The organism is Actinophytocola sp., assembly GCF_035712165.1.
GTDB lineage: Bacteria > Actinomycetota > Actinomycetes > Mycobacteriales > Pseudonocardiaceae > DASYTH01.
The window spans coordinates 1-19,161 of record NZ_DASTBH010000473.1; the positions used below are offsets into that span (position 1 = coordinate 1).

At 69.4% G+C, this 19,161-nt stretch carries 16 protein-coding genes; 7 read left to right on the top strand and 9 right to left on the bottom strand.

The features are described 5' to 3' along the window. Positions 1-476: 476 nt before the first annotated feature. Both VFO68_RS26695 and VFO68_RS26700 read right to left on the bottom strand, forming a co-directional pair. Positions 477-1,793 (bottom strand): helix-turn-helix domain-containing protein, encoded by a 1,317-nt coding sequence (locus VFO68_RS26695; protein WP_325161144.1) that lies wholly within the window; start codon positions 1,791-1,793, stop codon positions 477-479. Between the two features lie 5 nt (positions 1,794-1,798). Further along, positions 1,799-2,233: an NUDIX hydrolase gene (locus tag VFO68_RS26700; protein WP_325161145.1), complete on the bottom strand. Its 435-nt coding sequence runs from the start codon at positions 2,231-2,233 to the stop codon at positions 1,799-1,801. Positions 2,234-2,390: 157 nt separating this feature from the next. Here VFO68_RS26700 and VFO68_RS26705 point away from each other — a divergent pair, with 157 nt between their 5' ends. Next, a complete protein-coding gene (locus VFO68_RS26705; RefSeq protein WP_325161146.1) occupies positions 2,391-3,356 on the top strand; it encodes a TauD/TfdA family dioxygenase in 966 nt (321 codons plus the stop codon). Positions 3,357-3,443: 87 nt separating this feature from the next. Here VFO68_RS26705 and VFO68_RS26710 read toward each other — a convergent pair whose 3' ends face one another. The 4 genes from VFO68_RS26710 to VFO68_RS26725 all read right to left on the bottom strand — a co-directional run bounded on the left by VFO68_RS26710 (position 3,444) and on the right by VFO68_RS26725 (position 7,073). Further along, on the bottom strand, positions 3,444-3,992 hold the full coding sequence (locus VFO68_RS26710) for a hypothetical protein (RefSeq protein WP_325161147.1): 549 nt from the start codon (positions 3,990-3,992) through the stop codon (positions 3,444-3,446). Next, a complete protein-coding gene (locus tag VFO68_RS26715; RefSeq protein ID WP_325161148.1) occupies positions 3,989-4,813 on the bottom strand; it encodes a carbohydrate ABC transporter permease in 825 nt (274 codons plus the stop codon). The genes VFO68_RS26710 and VFO68_RS26715 overlap by 4 nt, the downstream gene beginning before the upstream one ends. 71 nt (positions 4,814-4,884) lie before the next feature. Next, a complete protein-coding gene (locus tag VFO68_RS26720) occupies positions 4,885-5,787 on the bottom strand; it encodes a sugar ABC transporter permease (RefSeq protein ID WP_325161149.1) in 903 nt (300 codons plus the stop codon). An 8-nt stretch (positions 5,788-5,795) separates the two neighbouring features. Continuing rightward, positions 5,796-7,073, bottom strand: coding sequence for an ABC transporter substrate-binding protein (locus VFO68_RS26725; RefSeq protein ID WP_325161150.1), 1,278 nt, complete (start codon positions 7,071-7,073; stop codon positions 5,796-5,798). Positions 7,074-7,369: 296 nt separating this feature from the next. Here VFO68_RS26725 and VFO68_RS26730 point away from each other — a divergent pair, with 296 nt between their 5' ends. The 5 genes from VFO68_RS26730 to VFO68_RS26750 all read left to right on the top strand — a co-directional run bounded on the left by VFO68_RS26730 (position 7,370) and on the right by VFO68_RS26750 (position 15,134). Continuing rightward, the gene (locus tag VFO68_RS26730; protein ID WP_325161151.1) at positions 7,370-8,977 is read left to right on the top strand and encodes a methyl-accepting chemotaxis protein; all 1,608 of its coding nucleotides are present in this window, start codon (positions 7,370-7,372) and stop codon (positions 8,975-8,977) included. 40 nt (positions 8,978-9,017) lie between these two features. After that, on the top strand, positions 9,018-10,625 hold the full coding sequence (locus VFO68_RS26735) for a methyl-accepting chemotaxis protein (RefSeq protein ID WP_325161152.1): 1,608 nt from the start codon (positions 9,018-9,020) through the stop codon (positions 10,623-10,625). A 334-nt stretch (positions 10,626-10,959) separates the two neighbouring features. Next, positions 10,960-12,123: a sigma-70 family RNA polymerase sigma factor gene (locus VFO68_RS26740; protein WP_325161153.1), complete on the top strand. Its 1,164-nt coding sequence runs from the start codon at positions 10,960-10,962 to the stop codon at positions 12,121-12,123. A gap of 102 nt (positions 12,124-12,225) precedes the next feature. After that, positions 12,226-14,280, top strand: coding sequence for a cellulose binding domain-containing protein (locus tag VFO68_RS26745; protein ID WP_325161154.1), 2,055 nt, complete (start codon positions 12,226-12,228; stop codon positions 14,278-14,280). Between the two features lie 68 nt (positions 14,281-14,348). After that, a complete protein-coding gene (locus VFO68_RS26750) occupies positions 14,349-15,134 on the top strand; it encodes a DUF4394 domain-containing protein (protein WP_325161155.1) in 786 nt (261 codons plus the stop codon). A 4-nt stretch (positions 15,135-15,138) separates the two neighbouring features. Here VFO68_RS26750 and VFO68_RS26755 read toward each other — a convergent pair whose 3' ends face one another. Genes VFO68_RS26755 through VFO68_RS26765 form a run of 3 tightly spaced genes read right to left on the bottom strand, consistent with a single transcriptional unit; the run spans position 15,139 to position 18,382 of the window. Further along, on the bottom strand, positions 15,139-15,576 hold the full coding sequence (locus tag VFO68_RS26755; RefSeq protein WP_325161156.1) for a response regulator: 438 nt from the start codon (positions 15,574-15,576) through the stop codon (positions 15,139-15,141). Then, positions 15,573-17,168, bottom strand: a complete 1,596-nt coding sequence (locus VFO68_RS26760) for a sensor histidine kinase (RefSeq protein WP_325161157.1) — start codon at positions 17,166-17,168, stop codon at positions 15,573-15,575. The genes VFO68_RS26755 and VFO68_RS26760 overlap by 4 nt, the downstream gene beginning before the upstream one ends. Next, positions 17,165-18,382 (bottom strand): PP2C family protein-serine/threonine phosphatase, encoded by a 1,218-nt coding sequence (locus VFO68_RS26765; RefSeq protein WP_414635583.1) that lies wholly within the window; start codon positions 18,380-18,382, stop codon positions 17,165-17,167. Before VFO68_RS26765 ends, VFO68_RS26760 begins: the two co-directional genes overlap by 4 nt. 317 nt (positions 18,383-18,699) lie before the next feature. Between VFO68_RS26765 and VFO68_RS26770 the strand changes: the two genes are divergently transcribed. Next, a partial coding sequence (locus VFO68_RS26770) for a PAS domain-containing protein (protein ID WP_325161158.1) occupies positions 18,700-19,161 on the top strand: 462 nt, incomplete at its 3' end.

Here is a 19,161-nt window from a genome sequence, read left to right on the forward strand (position 1 = left end):
CCCCACCCGTGCCGATCATGCCGGTGACCTGCACACTTTCGAGTGATCCCCGGGGTGACCGACAACGGCAGTGCGGGAGAACGACGTCGGTGCACGGCTGTGGGCAGGCCCCCAGCCCCACAGCCACGCACGCCGTGGGGCTGTCCACAGTCGTGCGTCGGAACGCCGGGCCCAGCTCAAGCAAGGTGACCACCCTGGGCGTTCCGATGCAGCGGGGGACGGCAACCAGGCAACCCCGGAAACTGGGAGCCGACACCAGCGCCGACGGCAGGGCGGAGCCGGACGGAACGCCGCCACCAGCGCCCGCCCAGCCGACCACCCCGGCGTTCCGGAAGAAACCCGAGCACCGCACCAAGTGGCGACTCGCCGGGCTGGAAGTGGCGACTCGTCGGGCTGGAAGTGGCAACTCGTCGGGCTGGAAGTGGGGACTCGCTTGCTGGGGAAAGGGAGTATCAAGATACTTTCAAAACCGTCGGTCAGTGGAGGTGCCCAGGCCCTTTGGGCTCCTGGGAGGGGTGGTTCATGGCTGCAGCGGGCGGGGCGAGGAGGATGTTCAGTCGCCGCAGGGCGGCGTGGCCGTCGGTGCTGATTTCGGTGAGGCCGCCGTCGTGTGCCGTGCGGATAGTGCGTTGAATCTGGTGTGGTAGTCGGTGGGTTTCGGCGGCGGTGAGCGCTGTTCGGAGGGCCTCGTTGGCGGCCTCGTGGTTGCCGGCGGCGAGATGGACCTGTCCGGCGGTGACCCGTTCGATGATGTGCCATTGCGGGGCGGCCGGTGTCGTATCCGCCAGGCCGGTGTGCATTATCTGGACGGCCTCGGTGGCACGGCCGGTGGCGAGGAGTCCACGTAGGTGGACTTCGCGGAAGGTAAAGGGGTTGACCAGCATGCCCTGGGTCGGCCCGTGGTCGAGCAGGTCGCGGTAGCCCGCGATCGCGTTGTCGAACAGGTCGGGTTGGCCGTACTCGCCGGCGGCGCGGGCGAGAAACGCCAGCGCGGTTGCGCGTCCCTCTCGGTCGGTGGACAGGCTGGCGGCGCGGCGCAGTCGGGTGATGGCTGCGGGGATTCGGTTGGCTTTACGAAGTTCGTTGCCGTGCATCCGGAGCGTGTAGGCCAGGAAGCGGGGATCGTCGAGACGTTCGGCGATGATCAAAGCCTTACCGGTCCAGCGGGCCGCGGTGCTCAGGCGTTCCTCGGGAAGGATGGTGCCCAGCGAGACGCCGAGCGCGACCCGGGCCTGCCCGAGAAGAGCCAGGATGTCCCGCTCGATGTGTCCCTCGGCGGCACGGGCTTCCAGCCGGGCGATCAGCGGCCAGAGCTCGTTGACGGCATCGACAGCTCGGCCGGCCTGCCGGGCGATCTCGGCCAGGCGAATCGTTGAGTCACCGAATTGGACCATGGCGGCGAAGTCCGCGTCATCCTCGTCGGTTATTCCCAACACATGGGTGGGCAGGGCGAGCACGCGCGCGATGTGCCGTCGGGTGCCGAGATCGTTGATCGACCGGCGCCCGGTCTCGATCATGGAAATGTAGGTCTTGTCGTAGCCGAGCAGGTCGGCAAGCTGTTGCTGGCTGACACCGTTGAGGCGCCGGTAGGTCCGTAGGATCCTGGCCAGGTCACGGCTGGCCAGCGCTGCGCCGGCGGCGGGAGCGGACCACATCCATACCGCTGGAACGAAACGGCGATCGGACGCCGCCAGCGAGGTCAGATTGGCACTGGCGGCGCAGATGTGGCTGAGTGGTTGCGCGGCGGATGTGTTCAGGTCCGCCCCGCATGCTCCGCACCGCTGACCATTCATGGTTGTTACCCGGCCAGTGGCGGATTCTCGCGTAGCCTGGCATACCACGTGGCGATCGACCGCTTGTAGCCGTCCGGCATGACCAGGATGGCCACCTCGTGCTCATCGAACAGGCGGATCTCTTTGTGCTCGTGCGACAGGATCGGTTGGGTCTGGCCAATCGGATAGCACCCGTAAGTCACGATGAAAACATGCTTTTCGGCGGCGCTGATGTAGTACATCCAGGTGTCGAGAATAGGGCCGGTCTCGACTTTCCACCGGGTTTCCTCCAGGATCTCCCTGGCAACGCATTCCTCGGAGGTCTCACCGATCTCGATGCGACCGCCCGGCAGTTCCCATTCCTCGCGTTCGTTGCGCAGCAAGAGCACCTTACCGCCGCGCACCACGACCCCTTTGACCGAGATTGGGAACGCTTGCTGTCGGTGCGTGTCCTGGTCCACCTGGTGTGGCCTCCTACCCCGTGCGGTCTTGCCAGCAACGTAGCGCATCCGGCGGGAACTGGTGGGTGCGCCGGGTTGACAATCTGTCCCTGGACACCGGGCTTGACCTGGCCTTTTCTTGACCTGGCCAAGTTGGATCACTCGGGAGGTCAGAGGGATGCCCGACTCGTGGACATGGCACCGCCCGCGCACCGACTGTGCAGACTCAGTAGCCGGTCTTGTTTCGGCGTTGGCGGAGCAGGGTCTGGTCCTGCTCGACGATGTGGCCGGTCCGGATGCTCTGCTTCGGCTCGCCAGTTCGATCGCCACGGTCGTGCCACACCGGGACAGCGACCCGACCGGGCTGACCACGATTGCCGATGTTGGTGGCCGAGTCCCCAGCGGTTTCGCCGGTTTCAGCGCCTGCGCGCTCAACCCTCACACCGACCGGTCGGGTATTGCCGACCCGCCGATTCTTCTGATGATGTCATGCGGGCAGCCGGGGAGCAGTGGCGGCGAGTGCGTCGCTATCGACGGCAAGGCTGTCTACGACGACTTGGCCGGGTCTCATCCTAGGGCCCTCGAGGCATTGGGTGCTCCCCGGTCGACTCTGTTCGGTGGAGCCGCCGGGCACCTTGGCTCGGTGTTCACAAGAACTGGGGACCGGCTCATCCTTCGCCTGCGGCTGGATGAGCTATCGCAATTCTCCCCCGAAGTCATTCATTGGCTGCCCGTTCTTCGCGCGACGATAGATCGCCATGCCCAGATATTTCGACTCAACGCTGGCCAGGGATACATTCTTGACAATTACCGTTGGTTGCACGGTCGCCGCGCATTCACCGGACAGCGCGTGATGTACCGCGCGCACGGCAACCCCTTGCCACATTTGGGAATTACGCCCGGATTCCAGCCAGCGCGACTACCCGGCCGCATCACCTGGCTGCTGTCACCATGGGACCATCTCGTACACGCTTTCCGGGTCGAGAAAATCGGGGAAGTCGTTGCCGAGGCACTGTGTGAGCACAGCGCGACGGCCAGCCGGCTCACCGACCAGGACGGCCGAAGGTGCCTGGCCTGCCTGCTCCTGCACGGTGACGATCTCGCCGGGCGGCACGGCGAGATGACGACCCGGTGGGGCACGTGAACACAACGGGCCGGACCCACCTGAGTACTCGGTTCACCCCGGGCTGGAACGGGGAACTCGCGTGCTGGAAGTGGGGACTCGGGGGGGTTAGGGGGATTTGAGGGAGATGGTTACGGAGGCTAGGGCTAGGGGGCCGGGGATGAGGAGGGTGGTGATGGGGATGGCGACGGCGATGGTGAGGGCGGCGGTGGCGGCGAGCAGGGTGAGGACGGTGCCGGCCGGGTCTCGGGGGGTGGAGGCGATGAGGGTGCGCCACGGGGTGTCCGGCCGCCAGTGGGGGGCCAGGCGGACGGCGAAGGTGAGGGTGGCGGTGGTGGCGAGGATCAGTAGGACGGTCAAGGGGGTGCGGCCGGGGACGCCGGCGGCTATGGCGATGGCGTCAATGGCCAGGATGGCGGCGATGGCGGGGGGAACCATTAGGACGGCGGGGCCGGTGCGGAGGACTTGGCGGAGCCGGGACAGGTAGGCGCGGAGGGTGATGGGGCGGTCTTCGACCAGGCCGTCCCGGAGCAGAGCGCAGGCGGCGATGAAACCGGGGTAGGCGGTGATGATCCCGAGCGCGGTCACGGCGGTGCACAGGCCGACCAGCAGGGTGTCGGCGAACAGGGTGAACGTGGTGTGCGTGGCGCGGGTCATCCGGTCAACCCGGTCGTGGCGACACCCTGCACCAGAAGTCGTTGGAAGGCGAAGAAGAACAGCGCGATGGGGAGGAGGGACAGCACCGACATGGCCATCATGGCGCCGTAGGAGGTCTCGCTGGTCTGGTCGATGAACAGGCGTAGTGCCAAGGGGAGGGTGTAGTTGCGGGGGGTGTTGAGGTAGATCAGCTGGCTGAAGAAGTCGTTCCAGGACCAGATGAAGGTGAAGATCGCGGTCGTCACCAGGGCCGGCCGGGCCAGCGGGAGGACGATGTAGCCGAAGGTGCGGAACGGGCCGCAGCCGTCGATCCGGGCGGCGTCACCGAGCTCGCTGGGTAGCCCGCGCATGAACTGCACCATCAGGAACACGAAGAACGCGTCGGTGGCAAGGAGTTTGGGCAGAATCAGCGGCCAGAACGTGTCGATCATGTCCAGCCGGTGGAAGATCGTGTACTGCGGGATGAGCAGCACGTGGATCGGCAGCATGATCGTGGCGATCATGAAGGCGAACAGCGGGGACCGCAGCCGGAACCGCAGCCAGGCGAACGCGTATGCCGCCAGGGAGCAGGACACCACGGTGCCGATCACCGCGCCGATCGACACCATCATCGAGTTGGCGAAGAACCGCCACACCGAAATCCCGGCCAGGCCGCCGAAAACCTCGGCATAGTTGCCCAGGATGAACCGCTCGGGCCACAGTCGCACGCTGGACAGGATCTCCTCGGCCGGCTTGAACGACGACAGCACCAGCCAGACAACGGGATACAGCAGCACCACCAGCAGCACGCCGCACGCCACATGCCAGACGAGGCGGCGCACGCGGCGTACCCGGCGCGGCGCGCGAGCCGGCGGTGTTGCGGCTGGAAGCGAGGTTTCGGTCGCCGTGAGCGTCATCGGGACACCTCTCCCTGGTAGAAGACCCAGGAGCGGGCGGTACGGAAGATCAGCGCGGTGATCAGCGCGATGACGAGCACCAGGATCCACGCCATGGCCGAGGCGTAGCCCATCCGGAACTCGATGAAACCCTTCTGGTACAGGTAAAGCGTGTAGAACAGCGTGGAGTCGCTCGGCCCGCCGCGCCCGCTGCTGACCACGAAGGCCGGGGTGAACGCCTGGAAGCTGTGGATCGTCTCCAGCACCAGGTTGAAGAAGATCACCGGGGAGAGCATGGGCAGGGTCACCGAGAACAGCGTGCGCCACCAGCCGGCGCCGTCCACTGCGGACGCGTCGTAGAGCTCGCCGGGAATCTGCTTGAGTCCGGCCAGGAAGATGACCATCGGCGCACCGAACTGCCACACCGACAGTCCCACGATGGTCAGCAGCGCGAAGCGTGGCGAGGAAACCCAGCCGCCGGTGTCGATCCCGACCGCGGCCAGCGCGTGGTCGACGACGCCGTTGGTGTCGAAGATGACCCGCCACACCAGCGCGACGGCCACGCTGGCGCCGAGCAGGGACGGCGCGTAGAAGGCCGACCGGTACAGCCCGGACGCCGCGCTGACCCGGTTGAGCAGCAGGGCGACGGCCAGCGCGGCGGCGAGCTTGAGCGGGGTGGCGATCAGCACGTACTTCAGCGTCACCCACACCGCCGCGTGGAACCGCGGGTCGTCGGCGAACAGCCGGCGGTAGTTGGCGAACCCCACCCAGTTCGGCGTGGTGAACAGGTTGTAGTCGGTGAACGACAGGTACAGCGACGCCAGCATCGGCCCGACGGTCAGCAGCAGCGCGCCGAGCACCCACGGCGACAGGAACAGGTAGGCGACGGCGGGCCGCTCGCCGCGTCGCCGGGCGCGCACGGTCGCCACTATGGCGAGATCGCCGCCTTCGCCGCGTCGATGAACTTGTTGGCGTTGTCCTGGATCGACCCGCGTTCGAAGATCACGTCGTCGTAGGTCCGCTGGAACGCGGCCTTCACCTCACCGGCACCCTTCGGCGGGGGCGGCGGTGCCGGCTCGAGGTTGGGCCCGACCGCCTTCTCGTACTCGAAGGTGACCACCGGCGGTCCCTGCAACGTCCCACCGACCTGCTCGCGTACCTGCTGGTTGGCCGGCAGCCCCCGGGACATGCCGAGGATCTTGCCGGCCTCCGGGTCGTTGATCAGGAAGTTGATCAGCTTCGCGCCCGCCTCCTTGTGCTCCGAGCGCGCCGCGATGCTGAACATCATGGCCGGTTTGGCGTACTGGCCGAGTTTCCCGCCGTCCGTCGGGAACGACCCGACCTTCATCTCGCGGCCGAACAGTTCGAAGGTCTGCGCGGTGAACCCGCTGCTGTAGCCGAAGCCGCTGGAGGCGACCTTCTGGGCCACCGGGTCGTTGGCCAGCGAGCCGTCCAGCTTGGCGGTCACCTCGGCCGGGGTGGCGGCGCCGGCCTTGCGCAGGCCGTTGCTGAGCTCCCACCACCTCGCCACCTCCGCGGCGCCGTAGCCGAGCTTGCCGTCGTCGGTGTAGAGGGTCTTGCCCTGCTGGCGCAGCCAGACCTCGAACCAGTCCTCGATGCCGCCGAAGTCACTGAGGCCGCGCACCTTGCCGCCGGTGGCGTCGCTGACCTTCTGGGCCGCGGTGCGCAGGTCGGACCAGGTCCAGCCGTCCTTCGGCGCGGTGGCGCCGGCCTGGGTCCACTGCGCGGGGTCCCAGGTGAACATCTGGGTGTTCTGGGTGGGCGGGATGGCGTAGAGCTTGCCGCCCACCGACCCGCCGGAGAGCAGTTGCCGGGTGATGCCGCCGGTGTCCACCTTGGCCGGGCCGTTGTCCAGTTCGGCGAGGACGTTGCGGTCGGCGTACTCCCGCACGTAGCGGTAGTCCATCTGCAACACGTCGGGCGCGTTGCCGCCGGCGATCTGGGTGGCGAGCTTCTGGAAGTAGGCGTTGAACTCGGCGTAGGAGGTCTCCACCTTGATGTCGGTGTTGCGGCGCTCGAACTCGTCGATCGCCTTCTCGGTGACCGCGGCCCGGTCCGGGTTGCCCCACCAGTCGAACCGGATGGTCACCGGACCGCCGCCGCCGGAGTCCTCGCCGGAGCCGCAGGCCGTGGCGCCGAGCAGGGCCGCCAGAACGAGTGCCGCGGAGCGGGTGCTGGGTCGCATGCCGTCTCCTCCTGCCGTGTGGAGTTGGTAAGCGCTTTCCTGCGGGGCAGACGGCTGGTCGGCTGCCCTGTTGAAACGATTTTGAGCCCACCGCCTGGGACGGAAGCTAGGCCGGTACCGGATGCGTGTCAAGGCGGTCGCCCTGGGTAGCGGCTGGAGCGGGTCGATTGCTGAAACGTTCAACGAGCGTGAGCTGGGCGACTTTCCCCTTTGCCGCTCAGCTGGGCGGCTGGTCGGTCGATGGCCAGGGAGACACCGCCAAACCTTCGTCAGTCGGGAACCTTCACATGCCGATCATGAAAGCCACCGTGGGTGGTCGGTTGGGCCGATCATTCGGCGCCGTCGCCGCGCTCATCGCAGTCGCCGCGGGTGCCGGCTTCTGGGGCATGCAGCAGCAGGCCGACGCCCAGGAGCGCGTCGCCGCCCTGGTCCAGATCCAGCGGGACGTGCAGCAGGTCCGCTACCAGGCCGCCGAGGTCACCGGCTGGCAGGGCCTGATGATCGCCGACACGAACTCGTTCGGCAACGCCTCGGCCGTGTCCGACGAGTCCTACAACCGGGCCGGTGAGCTGAAGGCCAAGGCCGCGCTCTACGAGGTGCTCGAGGGCGGCCACACCGCTGACATGAACGCCGCCGAGAAGGCGTTGTGGGCCGAGCTGACCCCGACCTGGGACGGGTTCTTCGCCGAGGACACCAAGATGGTGGAGGCGCTGCGCGCGGACAAGACCGCCGCGCCCCGCACCGCGGCCCTGATGAGCATCAACGGCGGTGCCGCCGCAGCCGGCTACAACAAGTCCCTCGAGCTCGCCGACCAGCTCGACCAGTCCATCAACGGCCGGCTGGCCGAGGCGGAGCAGGACGCCACCACCGCCCGCACCACCAGCAACATCGTCGCCGGAGCCGCGCTGGTGTTCGGCATCCTGCTGGCGATCGGCATGGCAATCCGGGCCACCCGCAAGATCGTCCGCCCGCTGTCCACCGCGGTGACCGTGGTGCGCGGCCTGGCCAGCGGCGACCTGACCGTGCGCACCGGACTGTCCGGCAAGGACGAGATCAGCCAGCTCGGGGTGGCGCTGGACGAGACGATCGACTCCCTGCGCGGCACGATCGGCACGCTCTCCGAGCACGCCGACGCCCTGACCACGGCGTCCAGCCAGGTGTCCGAGGCGGCCAGCGAGATCGCCGCGACCGCCGAGCAGACCAGCGCCCAGGCCCGCCAGGTGTCCGCCGGCGCCGAGCAGGTGTCGACCAGCGTCGGCACCGCCGCCGACGGCAGTGACGAGATGATCGCCTCGATCCGCCAGATCACCGAGAACGCCGCAGGCGCGGCGCGGGTGGCCGAGGAGGCGGTGGCCGCGGCCAAGGACACCACCGAGGTGGTGCACCGGCTCGGGGTGTCCTCGCAGGAGATCGGCGACGTGGTCAAGACCATCACGTCGATCACCGAGCAGACCAACCTGCTGGCGCTCAACGCCACCATCGAGGCGGCGCGCGCCGGGGAGTCCGGCAAGGGCTTCGCGGTCGTGGCCGGCGAGGTCAAGGACCTGGCCCAGGAGACGTCCAAGGCGACCGGCGGCATCGCCGATCGGATCTCCGCGATCCAGGCGGACACCGGCCGGGCGGTCGCCGCGATCGAGCGGATCGGCCAGATCGTCGGCCGGATCAACGAGTACCAGATGACCATCGCCGCGGCGGTGGAACAGCAGACGGCCACGACGGACGTGATGAACCGCAACGTCGCCGCGGCGGCCGAGTCCAGCCGCGACATCGCCGAGAACATCGCCAACGTCGCCGGTGCGGCGGTCTCGACCGCCAACGGGGCCACCGAGTCGGAGTCGGCCGCTAGGGAACTGGCCCGGGTCAGTGCCGAGCTGCACCGCACCGTCGCCGGTTTCACCCTTTGACCCACGAAAACCAGACAGGAGCACGAGTTCCATGCGGATCATGAAAGCCACCGTTGGTGGCCGGTTGGGCCGGGCGTTCGGCGCCATCACCGCGCTCATCGCCATCGCCGCCGGCGCCGGCTGGTGGGGCACCGCCCAGCAGCAGGACGCCCAGGAGCGCCTGGCGAACCTGGTGCTGGTGCAGCAGGACGTGCAGAAGCTGCGCTACGCCGTCGCCGACGTGACCGGTTGGCAGGCGCTGGTGATGGCCGACGCGGGCGCCTACGGCAACGCCAAGTCGGCCGCCGACGACGCCTACAACCGCGGCGGTGAGCTGGAGAGCAAGGCGGCGCTGTTCGACCTGCTCAAGAACGCGCACACGCAGTACATGGACGACACCGAGCGCGGGTTGTGGGACCAGTTGACCCCGGCGTGGAGCTCGTTCTTCCAGTACGACGACAAGATCATGGAATCGCTGAAGGCCGGCGAGGGCCAGGACGTCCGGGTCCAGGCCATGGACAGCATCAACGGCGGTGAGGCCGCCGACGGTTACGGTGTCGCCCTGGACATCGCCGACAAGCTCGACGAGTCGGTCAACAAGCGGGTCGAGGTGGCCAAGCAGGACGCCGACAACGCCCGCACGACCAGCAACACGGTCTCCGCCATCGCGGTCGGGCTCGCCATCGCTCTGGCGATCGCGCTGGCCATCCGCACCACCCGGGCCGTTGTGCGCCCGCTGAGCGCGGCCTCGAAGGCCATCGACGGCCTGGCGCACAAGGACCTGACCCTGCGGGCCGGGCTGACCGGCAAGGACGAGATCAGCCGGCTGGGCAACGCGCTGGACGAGACCATCGAGTCGCTGCGCACCACGATGGACAAGCTCAGCCAGCACGCCGACGCCATGTCCAGCGCCTCGGCGCAGGTGGCCGCCACCGCGGAGGAGATCGCCGCGACCGCCGAGCAGACCAGCGCCCAGGCCGCCCAGGTGGCCGCCGGTGCCGAGGACGTGTCGGAGAGCGTCACCACCGCCGCCGCCGGCGGTGAGCAGATGATCACCTCGATCCGCCAGATCACCGAGAACGCCCAGGGCGCCGCCCAGGTGGCCGGCGAGGCCGTCACCGCGGCGAAGGACACCAGCGAGGTCGTCAACCGGCTGGGCACTTCCTCGCAGGAGATCGGCGAGGTGGTCAAGACGATCACGTCGATCGCCGAGCAGACCAACCTGCTGGCCCTCAACGCCACCATCGAGGCGGCCCGGGCCGGCGACGCCGGCAAGGGCTTCGCGGTCGTGGCCGGCGAGGTCAAGGACCTGGCCCAGGAGACCGCGAAGGCGACCGAGGACATCGCCCAGCGGGTCGCCGCCATCCAGGCGGACACGACCGAGGCGGTCGCGGCCATCGACAAGATCGCCAGCATCGTCGCGCGGGTCAACGACTACCAGGTCACCATCGCCTCGGCGGTGGAGGAGCAGACCTCGACCACCAACGAGATGAGCCGCAACGTCGGTCTGGCCGCGACCACCAGCCAGCAGATCGCGGACAACATCGCCGGGGTCGCCGAGGCGGCCGTGTCCACCGCGAACGGTGCGACCGAGTCGCAGATGGCCGCTCGCGAACTGGCCCGGGTCAGCGCGGAGCTGCACGCCACTGTTGCCGAGTTCCGGGTCTGATCCCAGAAAGGCACTTTTGCCAGCCGGTCGCCGTTCAGGCGGCCGGCTGGTGCGTTTGACCGGCCAATGTCAGACAGTTCTGACTTGGTACGCGGGCTTTTCCATCTGGACCGCTCTTGCCGGTGCGTCCGGCCGAACATGGTGCAGCCCAACGAAGATCGAGTGGACGATCGGCCGCTTGGGGCAAACCCCGTATGCGTTTGTCAGGCTTCTTGTGCCGCTCGCATGATTTTCCTGTGAATTTGTGAGATCAACCACATCCTTCCCGAATGTGTCTCGTTGAATGGTCATAAGTGACCTTCACGTGCAGGTGCACAACCATTGGGAGGTATGGGTGTCAGAGGCCGTCGACGAGGCGACAAGCGGCGCGCCCAGTGACGCCGAACTGATCAAGGCCGTGCGGACGGGGGACGCCGCGGCCTACGGCGTGCTCTACGAACGCCATCTCGCGGCCGCGCGGCGCGCCGCGACGGCGCTGGCCTCGACCAACGCCGAACGGGAGGACCTGGTCGCCGAGGCGTTCACCCGGGTGCTGCGGGTGCTGCGCGCCGGGCACGGTCCGGACGAGGCGTTTCGTGCCTACCTGCTGGTGACCATGCGCAACACGATGATCACCGACGTCCGGCGCGGGGCCGACGTGGCGCTGTGCGCCGAGGTCCCGGAAGCCCCGCCGCGCGATCGCAACGACGATCCGATCCTGGCCCGGCTGGAGGCCAACGTGGCCGCCGAGGCGTTCGCCACCCTGCCGGAACGGTGGCGGACCGTGTTGTGGCACACCGAGATCGAGGGCGAGTCGCCGGCCGAGATCGCGCCGCTGCTCGGGCTCGCACCCAACAGCGTGTCGGCGCTGGCCTACCGGGCGCGGGAGGGGCTGCGGCAGGCCTACCTGCGCCAGCACCTGCCGGCGGTGACCCGGCCGGACTGCCGGGCCATCGCGGCGCAGCTGTCGATCTGGGTTCGGCGCGGCTGCCCCCGGCACACCATGCGCCGGATCACCAAGCACCTGGACCGGTGCCGCGACTGCAGCCGGCTGGCCAGCGGTCTGGTGCAGGTGAACGCCGAACTGCGCTCGTTACTCGGCCCGGTCATCCTCGGCACGCCGCTGGCCCTGGCCTACATCTCCGCCTCGACCGGCGGGTCGGTCGCAGCGGCGGTGGCGACGGTTCCCTGGCTGGCGGCCGTGAAGTCGGTCGTGGTGGGCGCCGCCGTGGTCACCGCCACCGGCACCGCCGCGATCGCGGCCGACCCGACCGTCCCCGCGCCACCCGTCCCGGTGCCGACCGCGGAACTGTTCATCACGCCGACATCGCTCGCCGACCCCGCCGTGCAGCAACCCGCACCGGCCCCGGCCATCACCGAGCCGCCGGTGGCCCCGGTGCCCACGGTGCCCACGTCGGCCGAACCGGTGACCAAGACCAAGAAGAACGACAAGGAGAAACCGGCGAAGCCGGCCAAGGACAAGCCCGAAAAGGCTGACAAGCCGGATAAGGCCAAGTGACCCCGCGAACCCGATCGTTGACGTGGAGCGACGATCGGGTTTAGCGTCACTGCCTGGGAGCGCTCCCAGACGGGAGCCGGCCAGGTGACAACGGGGTGTGCCATGGCAGCTCGACTTCGCCGCATCGCTTTCGCCGCAACGGTTCTGCTGGGCGCCGGGCTGCTCACCGCCCCGGTGGCCGGCGGCGCACCGGACGATCCGGTGCGGGTCAAGGTGAACACCCGGGCCGGGCTCGCCACGATGCCGCGGACCGGGTTGGGGCTCAACCACGCGGTCTGGGACACCCATCTCGGCTCACCGGAGGTGTCCGACCTGCTCGGCGCCGCTGGGGTGAAGCTGATGCGCTATCCGGGCGGCTCCTACGGCGACATCTACCACTGGCAGACCCACACCGCGCCCGGCGGGTTCGTCGCGCCCAACACCGACTTCGACACCTTCATGGCCGGCGTCCAGCGCGCCGGCGGCGAGGCCATGGTGATCGCCAACTACGGCACCGGCACCCCGGAGGAGGCCGCCGGCTGGGTGCGGCACGCCAACCTCGAGCGCGGTTACGGCGTGCGGTACTGGGAGATCGGCAACGAGTTGTACGGCAACGGCCACTACGGCGCGGCCTGGGAGGCGGACAACCACCCGGACAAGAGCCCGACCGGCTACGCCAACGAGGTGGTGGCCTTCGCCACCGCGATGAAGGCCGTCGATCCGACCGTCAAGATCGGCGCGGTGCTGACCACCCCGGCCGGCTGGCCGGACGGCGTGGTCGCCGACGGCGATCCGGCCACCTGGAACCAGACCGTGCTGTCCATCGCCGGGCCGCACGTGGACTTCGTGATCCTGCACTGGTACCCGGGTGGCGCCAACGCCGCCGAGGTACTGTCCAAACCGGACCAGATCGACGACCTGACCTACCTGGTGCGCCAGCAGATCAGCCGGTTCGCCGGACCGAACTCCGACCGGCTCGGCATCGCGCTCACCGAGATGAACGCCTCGGTCGGCAAGAACACCCAGCCGGGCGCGCTGCTCGCCGCCGACTCCTACGCGGGGCTGCTCGCCAATGGCGTGTTCACCGTCGACTGGTGGAACACGCACAACGGGATCGGCGCGGTGTCCACTGTGGCCGGTCAGACCGACTACGACGACTGGGGTCTGCTCTCCAGCGCCAACTGCCTGGCCGACGGCACCTGCGAGCCGGCGCTGAACACCCCGTTCGCGCCCTACCACGCGCTGCGCATGCTGAGCCTGTTCGTCCGCCCCGGCGACCAGTTCGTCAACGCCGCCACGGACAACCCGATGGTCACCGCGCACGCGGCCCGCCGGCCCAACGGGGATCTCTCCGTGCTGCTGCTCAACAAGGACCCGGACAACGCGCACCCGGTCGCCATCGACTACGCCGGCTTCGCGGCGGCGGCGCAGCCGCCCCTGGTGCACAGCTTCACCAACGGGGCGGCCGGCATCGCCAGCGCCGAGTCCGGCTCGGCCACCAGCCAGACGCTGCCGCCCTACTCGCTGACCACCCTGGTGCTGCACCCGGCCACGCCGGTCCAGGCGGCGCCGAACACTCCGGGCGCCCCGGTGGCCGGCGCGGTCACCGACCGGGACGCCACGATCAGCTGGCCGGCGTCCGCGCCCGGCAGCCGGCCGGTCGCCAAGTACGAGGTGTACCGGGACAACGGCGCCACCAGCGAGCAGTGGGGCGAGACGTCCGGCACCACGTTCACCGTGCACAACCTCAACCCGGGCAGCCGCTACACGGTCAACGTGCTGGCCCGCGACACGGCGGGCGCGGTGTCCTGGGCGTCGCCGCCGCTCACCATCACCACCACGGCGCCGCAGCGGAGCGGCTGCGCGGTCCGGTTCACCGACGTGACCAACTGGGGCAGCGGGTTCGTCGCCAGCGTCGACCTCACCAACACCGGGGCGAACCCGATCGACGGTTGGACCCTCACCTTCCGCTGGCCCACCGGCTGGCAGAGCCTCGGCGGCGGCTGGAACGGCACCTGGACCCAGACCGGCACCACGATGACCGTCACCAACGCCGACTTCAACCGCCGGCTGGAGCCGAACGGCAGCGCCAACATCGGCTTCGTCGGCAACTACTCCGGGCCCAACGTCACCCCGATCGCCTTCACCCTCAACGGCACGGTTTGCCAGGCCGGCTGACCGAACCGGACCGCCCTTCGTTTCGAATCCAGGTGGAGGAACTCCATCGACGAAACGGGGTAACAGTCATGCGCAGAACACTTCTCATCCTGGCCGCGGCGCTCGGCCTGGCCGGTGCCGGCGTCGGGATGGCGACCGCCGCGCCGGGCGAGTCGCTGCTGGTGCTGACCGACGACGGGATGCTCAGCCGGCACGACGTGGACCGGCCGTTGCTGCCCAGGAGCCGGGTGCAGGTCACCGGGCTCGGGTCCGGCGAGCGGCTGATCGGCCTGGACACCAGGCCCGCCAACGCGACCGTGTACGCGCTGTCCACCGCCGGCCGGCTGTACACAGTGGACCACGGCACCGGGCGGGCCACGCCGGTCGGCGCCAAGATCGCCTTGACGGCACGGGCCATCGGCTTCGACGTCGACCCGGTCACCGACCAGATCCGGGTGGTCACCGACAGCGGAGTGAACCTTCGGATCCGGCCGGACACCGGCGAACTCGCCGGTACCGACCCGAATCTCTTCTACGCCGCAACGGACGTGGCCGCCGGCCAGGTTCCGGAGGTCGCGGCCGCGGGTTACCCCGGCAGCGCCGCCGGCACGGTGTTCTACGGCGTCGACTCCGCCCGGGACACGCTGGTCACAGCGGGATCGCGCACCGGACAACTGCGCACCGTCGGCAAGTTGGGCCTGGACGTCAAGGAGTCGCACGGGTTCGACATCAAGGGCACGGCGTCGGCCATCGCGGCCGTGCAGCCGCAGGGCTCCGGCGCCGCGCTGCTGGTGGAGATCGACCTGGCCACCGGCACCGGCCGCCCGCTCGTGCCGCTCGCCGGCCGTCCGGTCGGCCTGACCTACCTGCCCTGACCGCTCAGCGCGGCAGCTTCACCACGGTGACGAAGAAGTCGTCGATCTGGCGGACCACCTCGATGAACCGGTCGAAGTCGACCGGCTTGGTGACGTAGGCGTTGGCGTGCAGGTCATAGCTGCGCACGATGTCCTCCTCCGCCTCCGAGGTGGTGAGCACGACCACCGGGATGCTCCGCAGGTCCGGGGTTGCCTTCAGCTCGGCCAGCACCTCCCGCCCGTCCATTCGCGGCAGGTTGAGGTCGAGCAGGATCAACCCCGGCCTCGGGGCGTCCTCGAACGGCGCCTCCCGGCGCACGAACCGCAGCGCCTCCACCCCGTCGCTGGCGACGTGCAGGTTGTTGCGGATCTTGTGATGCTCGAAGGCCTCCCTGGTCATCAACACGTCGCCGGGGTCGTCCTCGACGAGGAGGATGTCGATCGGGGGCAGCGCTTCGGTCATGAGGTTTCCTTCAGATCAGCTCCGGCAGGCGCCAGAACGGGTTCGGGGATCGCGGCGCTCTCGTCGCTCAGTGCCGGCAGCGTGAAGCGGAACCGGGTCCCGCTCGCGCCGGACTCGGTGTCCAACCAGATCCGGCCGCCGTGATGCTCGATGATCTTGCGGCACATCGCCAGCCCGATCCCTGTGCCCGGATAGGCGTTCTTCGGGTGCAACCGTTGGAAGATCACGAAGATGCGGTCGGCGTACTCGGGTTCGATGCCGATCCCGTTGTCGGCGACGGTGAACACCCACTCGTCGCCGTCCCGCTCGGCCGAGACCCGGACCACCGGGGGCGTCTCGCCGCGGAACTTCAGCGCGTTGCTGATCAGGTTCTGGAACACCGCGGTCAGCAGCGACTCCTCGCCGCGCACCTCGGGCAGCTCGGAATGGGTGACCTCGGCGCCGGTGTCGGCGATGACCTGCTCCAGGTTGCCGATCGCGGTGTCGAACAGCTCCTCGGTGTTCACCACGGTCTGCTCGCCGGAGCGGCGGCCGACCCGGGAGAACGCCAGCAGGTCGTTGATCAGCACCTGCATCCGCTTGGCCCCGTCGACGGCGAACTCGATGTACTGGTCGCCGCGCTCGTCGAGCTGGCCCTGGTAACGGCGCTGCAGCAGCTGGCAGAAGCTGGCCACCTTGCGCAGCGGCTCCTGCAGGTCGTGCGAGGCGACGTAGGCGAACTGCTCGAGGTCGGAGTTGGACCGCTGCAACGCCTGGGTGCGGGTGTCGAGCAGCTCGTGCGCCCGGTGCAGCTCGGTCACCTCGGTCACGATCCGCCCGCGCATCGCCTCCACGTCACCGGCGAGCTCCTCCAGCTCCGCCGGGCCGCCGGTGGGTTGGATCGACCGGTGGATGTCGTGCTCGGTCACGTCCCGGACCTGGCCGGCCAGGCGCAGCAGCGGCTGCACCACCGACCGGTTGAACCCGAAGGTGAGCAGCACGAACAGGGTCAGCAGCAGCGCGGCGATGATCACGAAGACGACGCTGAGCACCGTCGCGGCGCTGCCGAGGTCGGCCCGGCCGGTGGCCCGGGCCTGCTCCAGGTTGGCTTGCATGGTGCCGAGCGCGGTGCGCACCGCGTCGAACTGCGTCTTGCCGCGTTCCACCAGCGCGGCGTCGCTCGCACCGCTCTGGGTGAGCTGGTCGGCGGTCGCCCGCCAGGCCGCCGCGCGAGCCAGCACGGTGTCCAGATCGGCGTCGACGCTCGAGCCGTCGGTCACGCCGAGCCCGCGCAACTCCTCGACCGCCCGGTTCTGCTCGTCCTGGCCCTGCTGGTAGGGCGCGAGGAAGTCGCGCTGCCCGGACAGCAGGTAGCCGCGCAGTCCGGTCTCCTGGTTGAGCAGCGCCGCGGTCAGGTTCTGGGTCTGGATCAGCTCCGGGTCGATCTGGTCGACCACCCGCGACCGGGCGGCGGAAAGCTGGTCGAGGGCGAGCGCTCCGGCGGTGATCGCCGCGCCGAGCAGCACCACCTCGACCGCGACCAGCAGCACCACGAACCGACGGACCCGCCAGCGGCGGCGACCGCTCGTCCCGCTGACGTTCGGCCGGCTCACCGGTCACCTCCATGACAGAGCAGGGCGACGGCGATGTCGTCGTCGAGCGGGCCGCGGTTGATCCGCTCGACCGTGGCGATCAGACGGTCGAGGACCTCGCCCGGGTCGGTCTGCCAGGTCGGGGTGTCCCGCAGCATGCCGATCAGCAGTTCGGACATCCGGTCCTCGCCGAGCCGTTCGCTGGTCCCGTCGACGCGGCCCTCGAAGATCCCGTCCGTGTACAGCATCAGCGACCATCCCGGGTCCAGCGGCACGTCCACCGGCTGCCAGTGCGCGTCGGGCAGAACACCGAGCGGGACCCCCCGGCAGTCGTCGGGCAGCATCCGGCAGGCGCTGCCGGCGATCAGCAGCGGCGGCGGGTGCCCGGCCAGCCGCAGCCGCAGCGACCGGCGGTCCGGCGCGATGGTGATCATGCACAGGGTGACGAAGCTGCGCACCACCCGCTCGTGCACCAGAACCTGCTGCACGGTGGTCAGGATCTGCTCGGTGGGCAGCCCGGCGAGCACCAGCGACCGCCAGGCGATGCGTAACGCCACGCCCAGCGCCGCCTCGTCCGGGCCGTGCCCGCTGACGTCGCCGATCACCATGTGCACGGTGCCGTCGTCCAGCTCGACCGCGTCGTAGAAGTCGCCACCGAGCAGCGAACCGTGCCGGCCGGGGCGGTAGCGGGCGGTCAGGTCCAGCGTGGTGTCGTTCAGCAGCGGCGTGGGCAGCAGCCCGCGCTCCAGCCGGCTGTTCTCGTCGGCCACCAGCTGCTGCTGGAGCAGCTGGTGCTCGGCCTCCTCGGCGCGCTTGCGCTCCCAGGCGTAGCGCATCGCCTTGACCAGCAGCGGACCGTCCACCTGGTCCTTGACCAGGTAGTCCTGCGCGCCGGCGGCGACCGCGGCGATGCCGGTCAGCTCGTCGCGCTGGCCGGTCAGCACCACCACCGCCGTTGCCGGGGCGTGCTGGCGAAGCCGGGTGAGGCCGGCCAGCCCGACCGCGTCGGGCAGCTGCAGGTCGAGCAGCACACAGTCGGCCTCCACCGGTCCGCTGAGCGCCCCGGCCAGGGTGTCAACGCGATCGACCTGGACCGGGCTGGCCGCGTCGGCGAGCTGCTCGGTCACCAGCAGCGCGTCGCCGTCGTCGTCCTCGATGAGCAGCACCCGAAGCGGCTGGTCAGGCGACATCCGCGGAGGTGTGACCGGCGTCTCCGGGTAGGTGGGAGAGAACATCACCGGCAAACTCCTACGAACTCCGAGGGGACTTGCTCACGGACCGGGCGCCGACGGCGAAATCTCGGTGGCCGACCCCGGATCGCGAATCATGCCGCAACCCCGCGCGGTCCGTGCACGACCCGGCGAATCCGGGGTGGCTGTTGGCTCAACCGTGACGATCCTACGGTTTGGCCGGGTGGCCATGCCCACGACACCCGCCGGATGACGGGTTGATGTTGCGATCCGGGCCCGGCCCGGTGAGGCTGTAGTCCTCATCACCGAGGGCAGGAACAGTCACCATGGACCGCGCTGATCCCGGGTCGGTAGCCGCGGTAATGGCTGCGTTCGAGAACACCCCGGCCATCACGTGGTTGTTCCACGGCCCCGAGCACCGGATCGTCGCGGCGAACCGGATGGCCAGGGCCAGCGTCGGGGACCGCGCGGACCTGCTCGGCCGGCCCGTGCGGGACGCGGCGCCCGAGGTGGCCGAGCGGGACATCGCCGAGTTGCTCGACCGGGTGCGGCGCTCCGGGCGCCCGATCCTGGAGGTGGAGCGCCGGATCGAGGTGGACCGCAACGGCGACGGCGTGCCGGAGGAGGGGTTCTACAACTTCAGCGTGCTGCCGGTGCCCGGTCCGGACGGCGAGCCGATGCTGCTGGCGCACGTGATCGACGTGACGGCGATAGTCCACCAGCGGCGGAGGGCCGAGGCCGACGCGCACGACGCCCGGGAGCGGCTCAGCGCGGAACGCCGGGTGCTGCTCGACCTGCAGCGCACCCTGCTCCCGCCGGGCCTG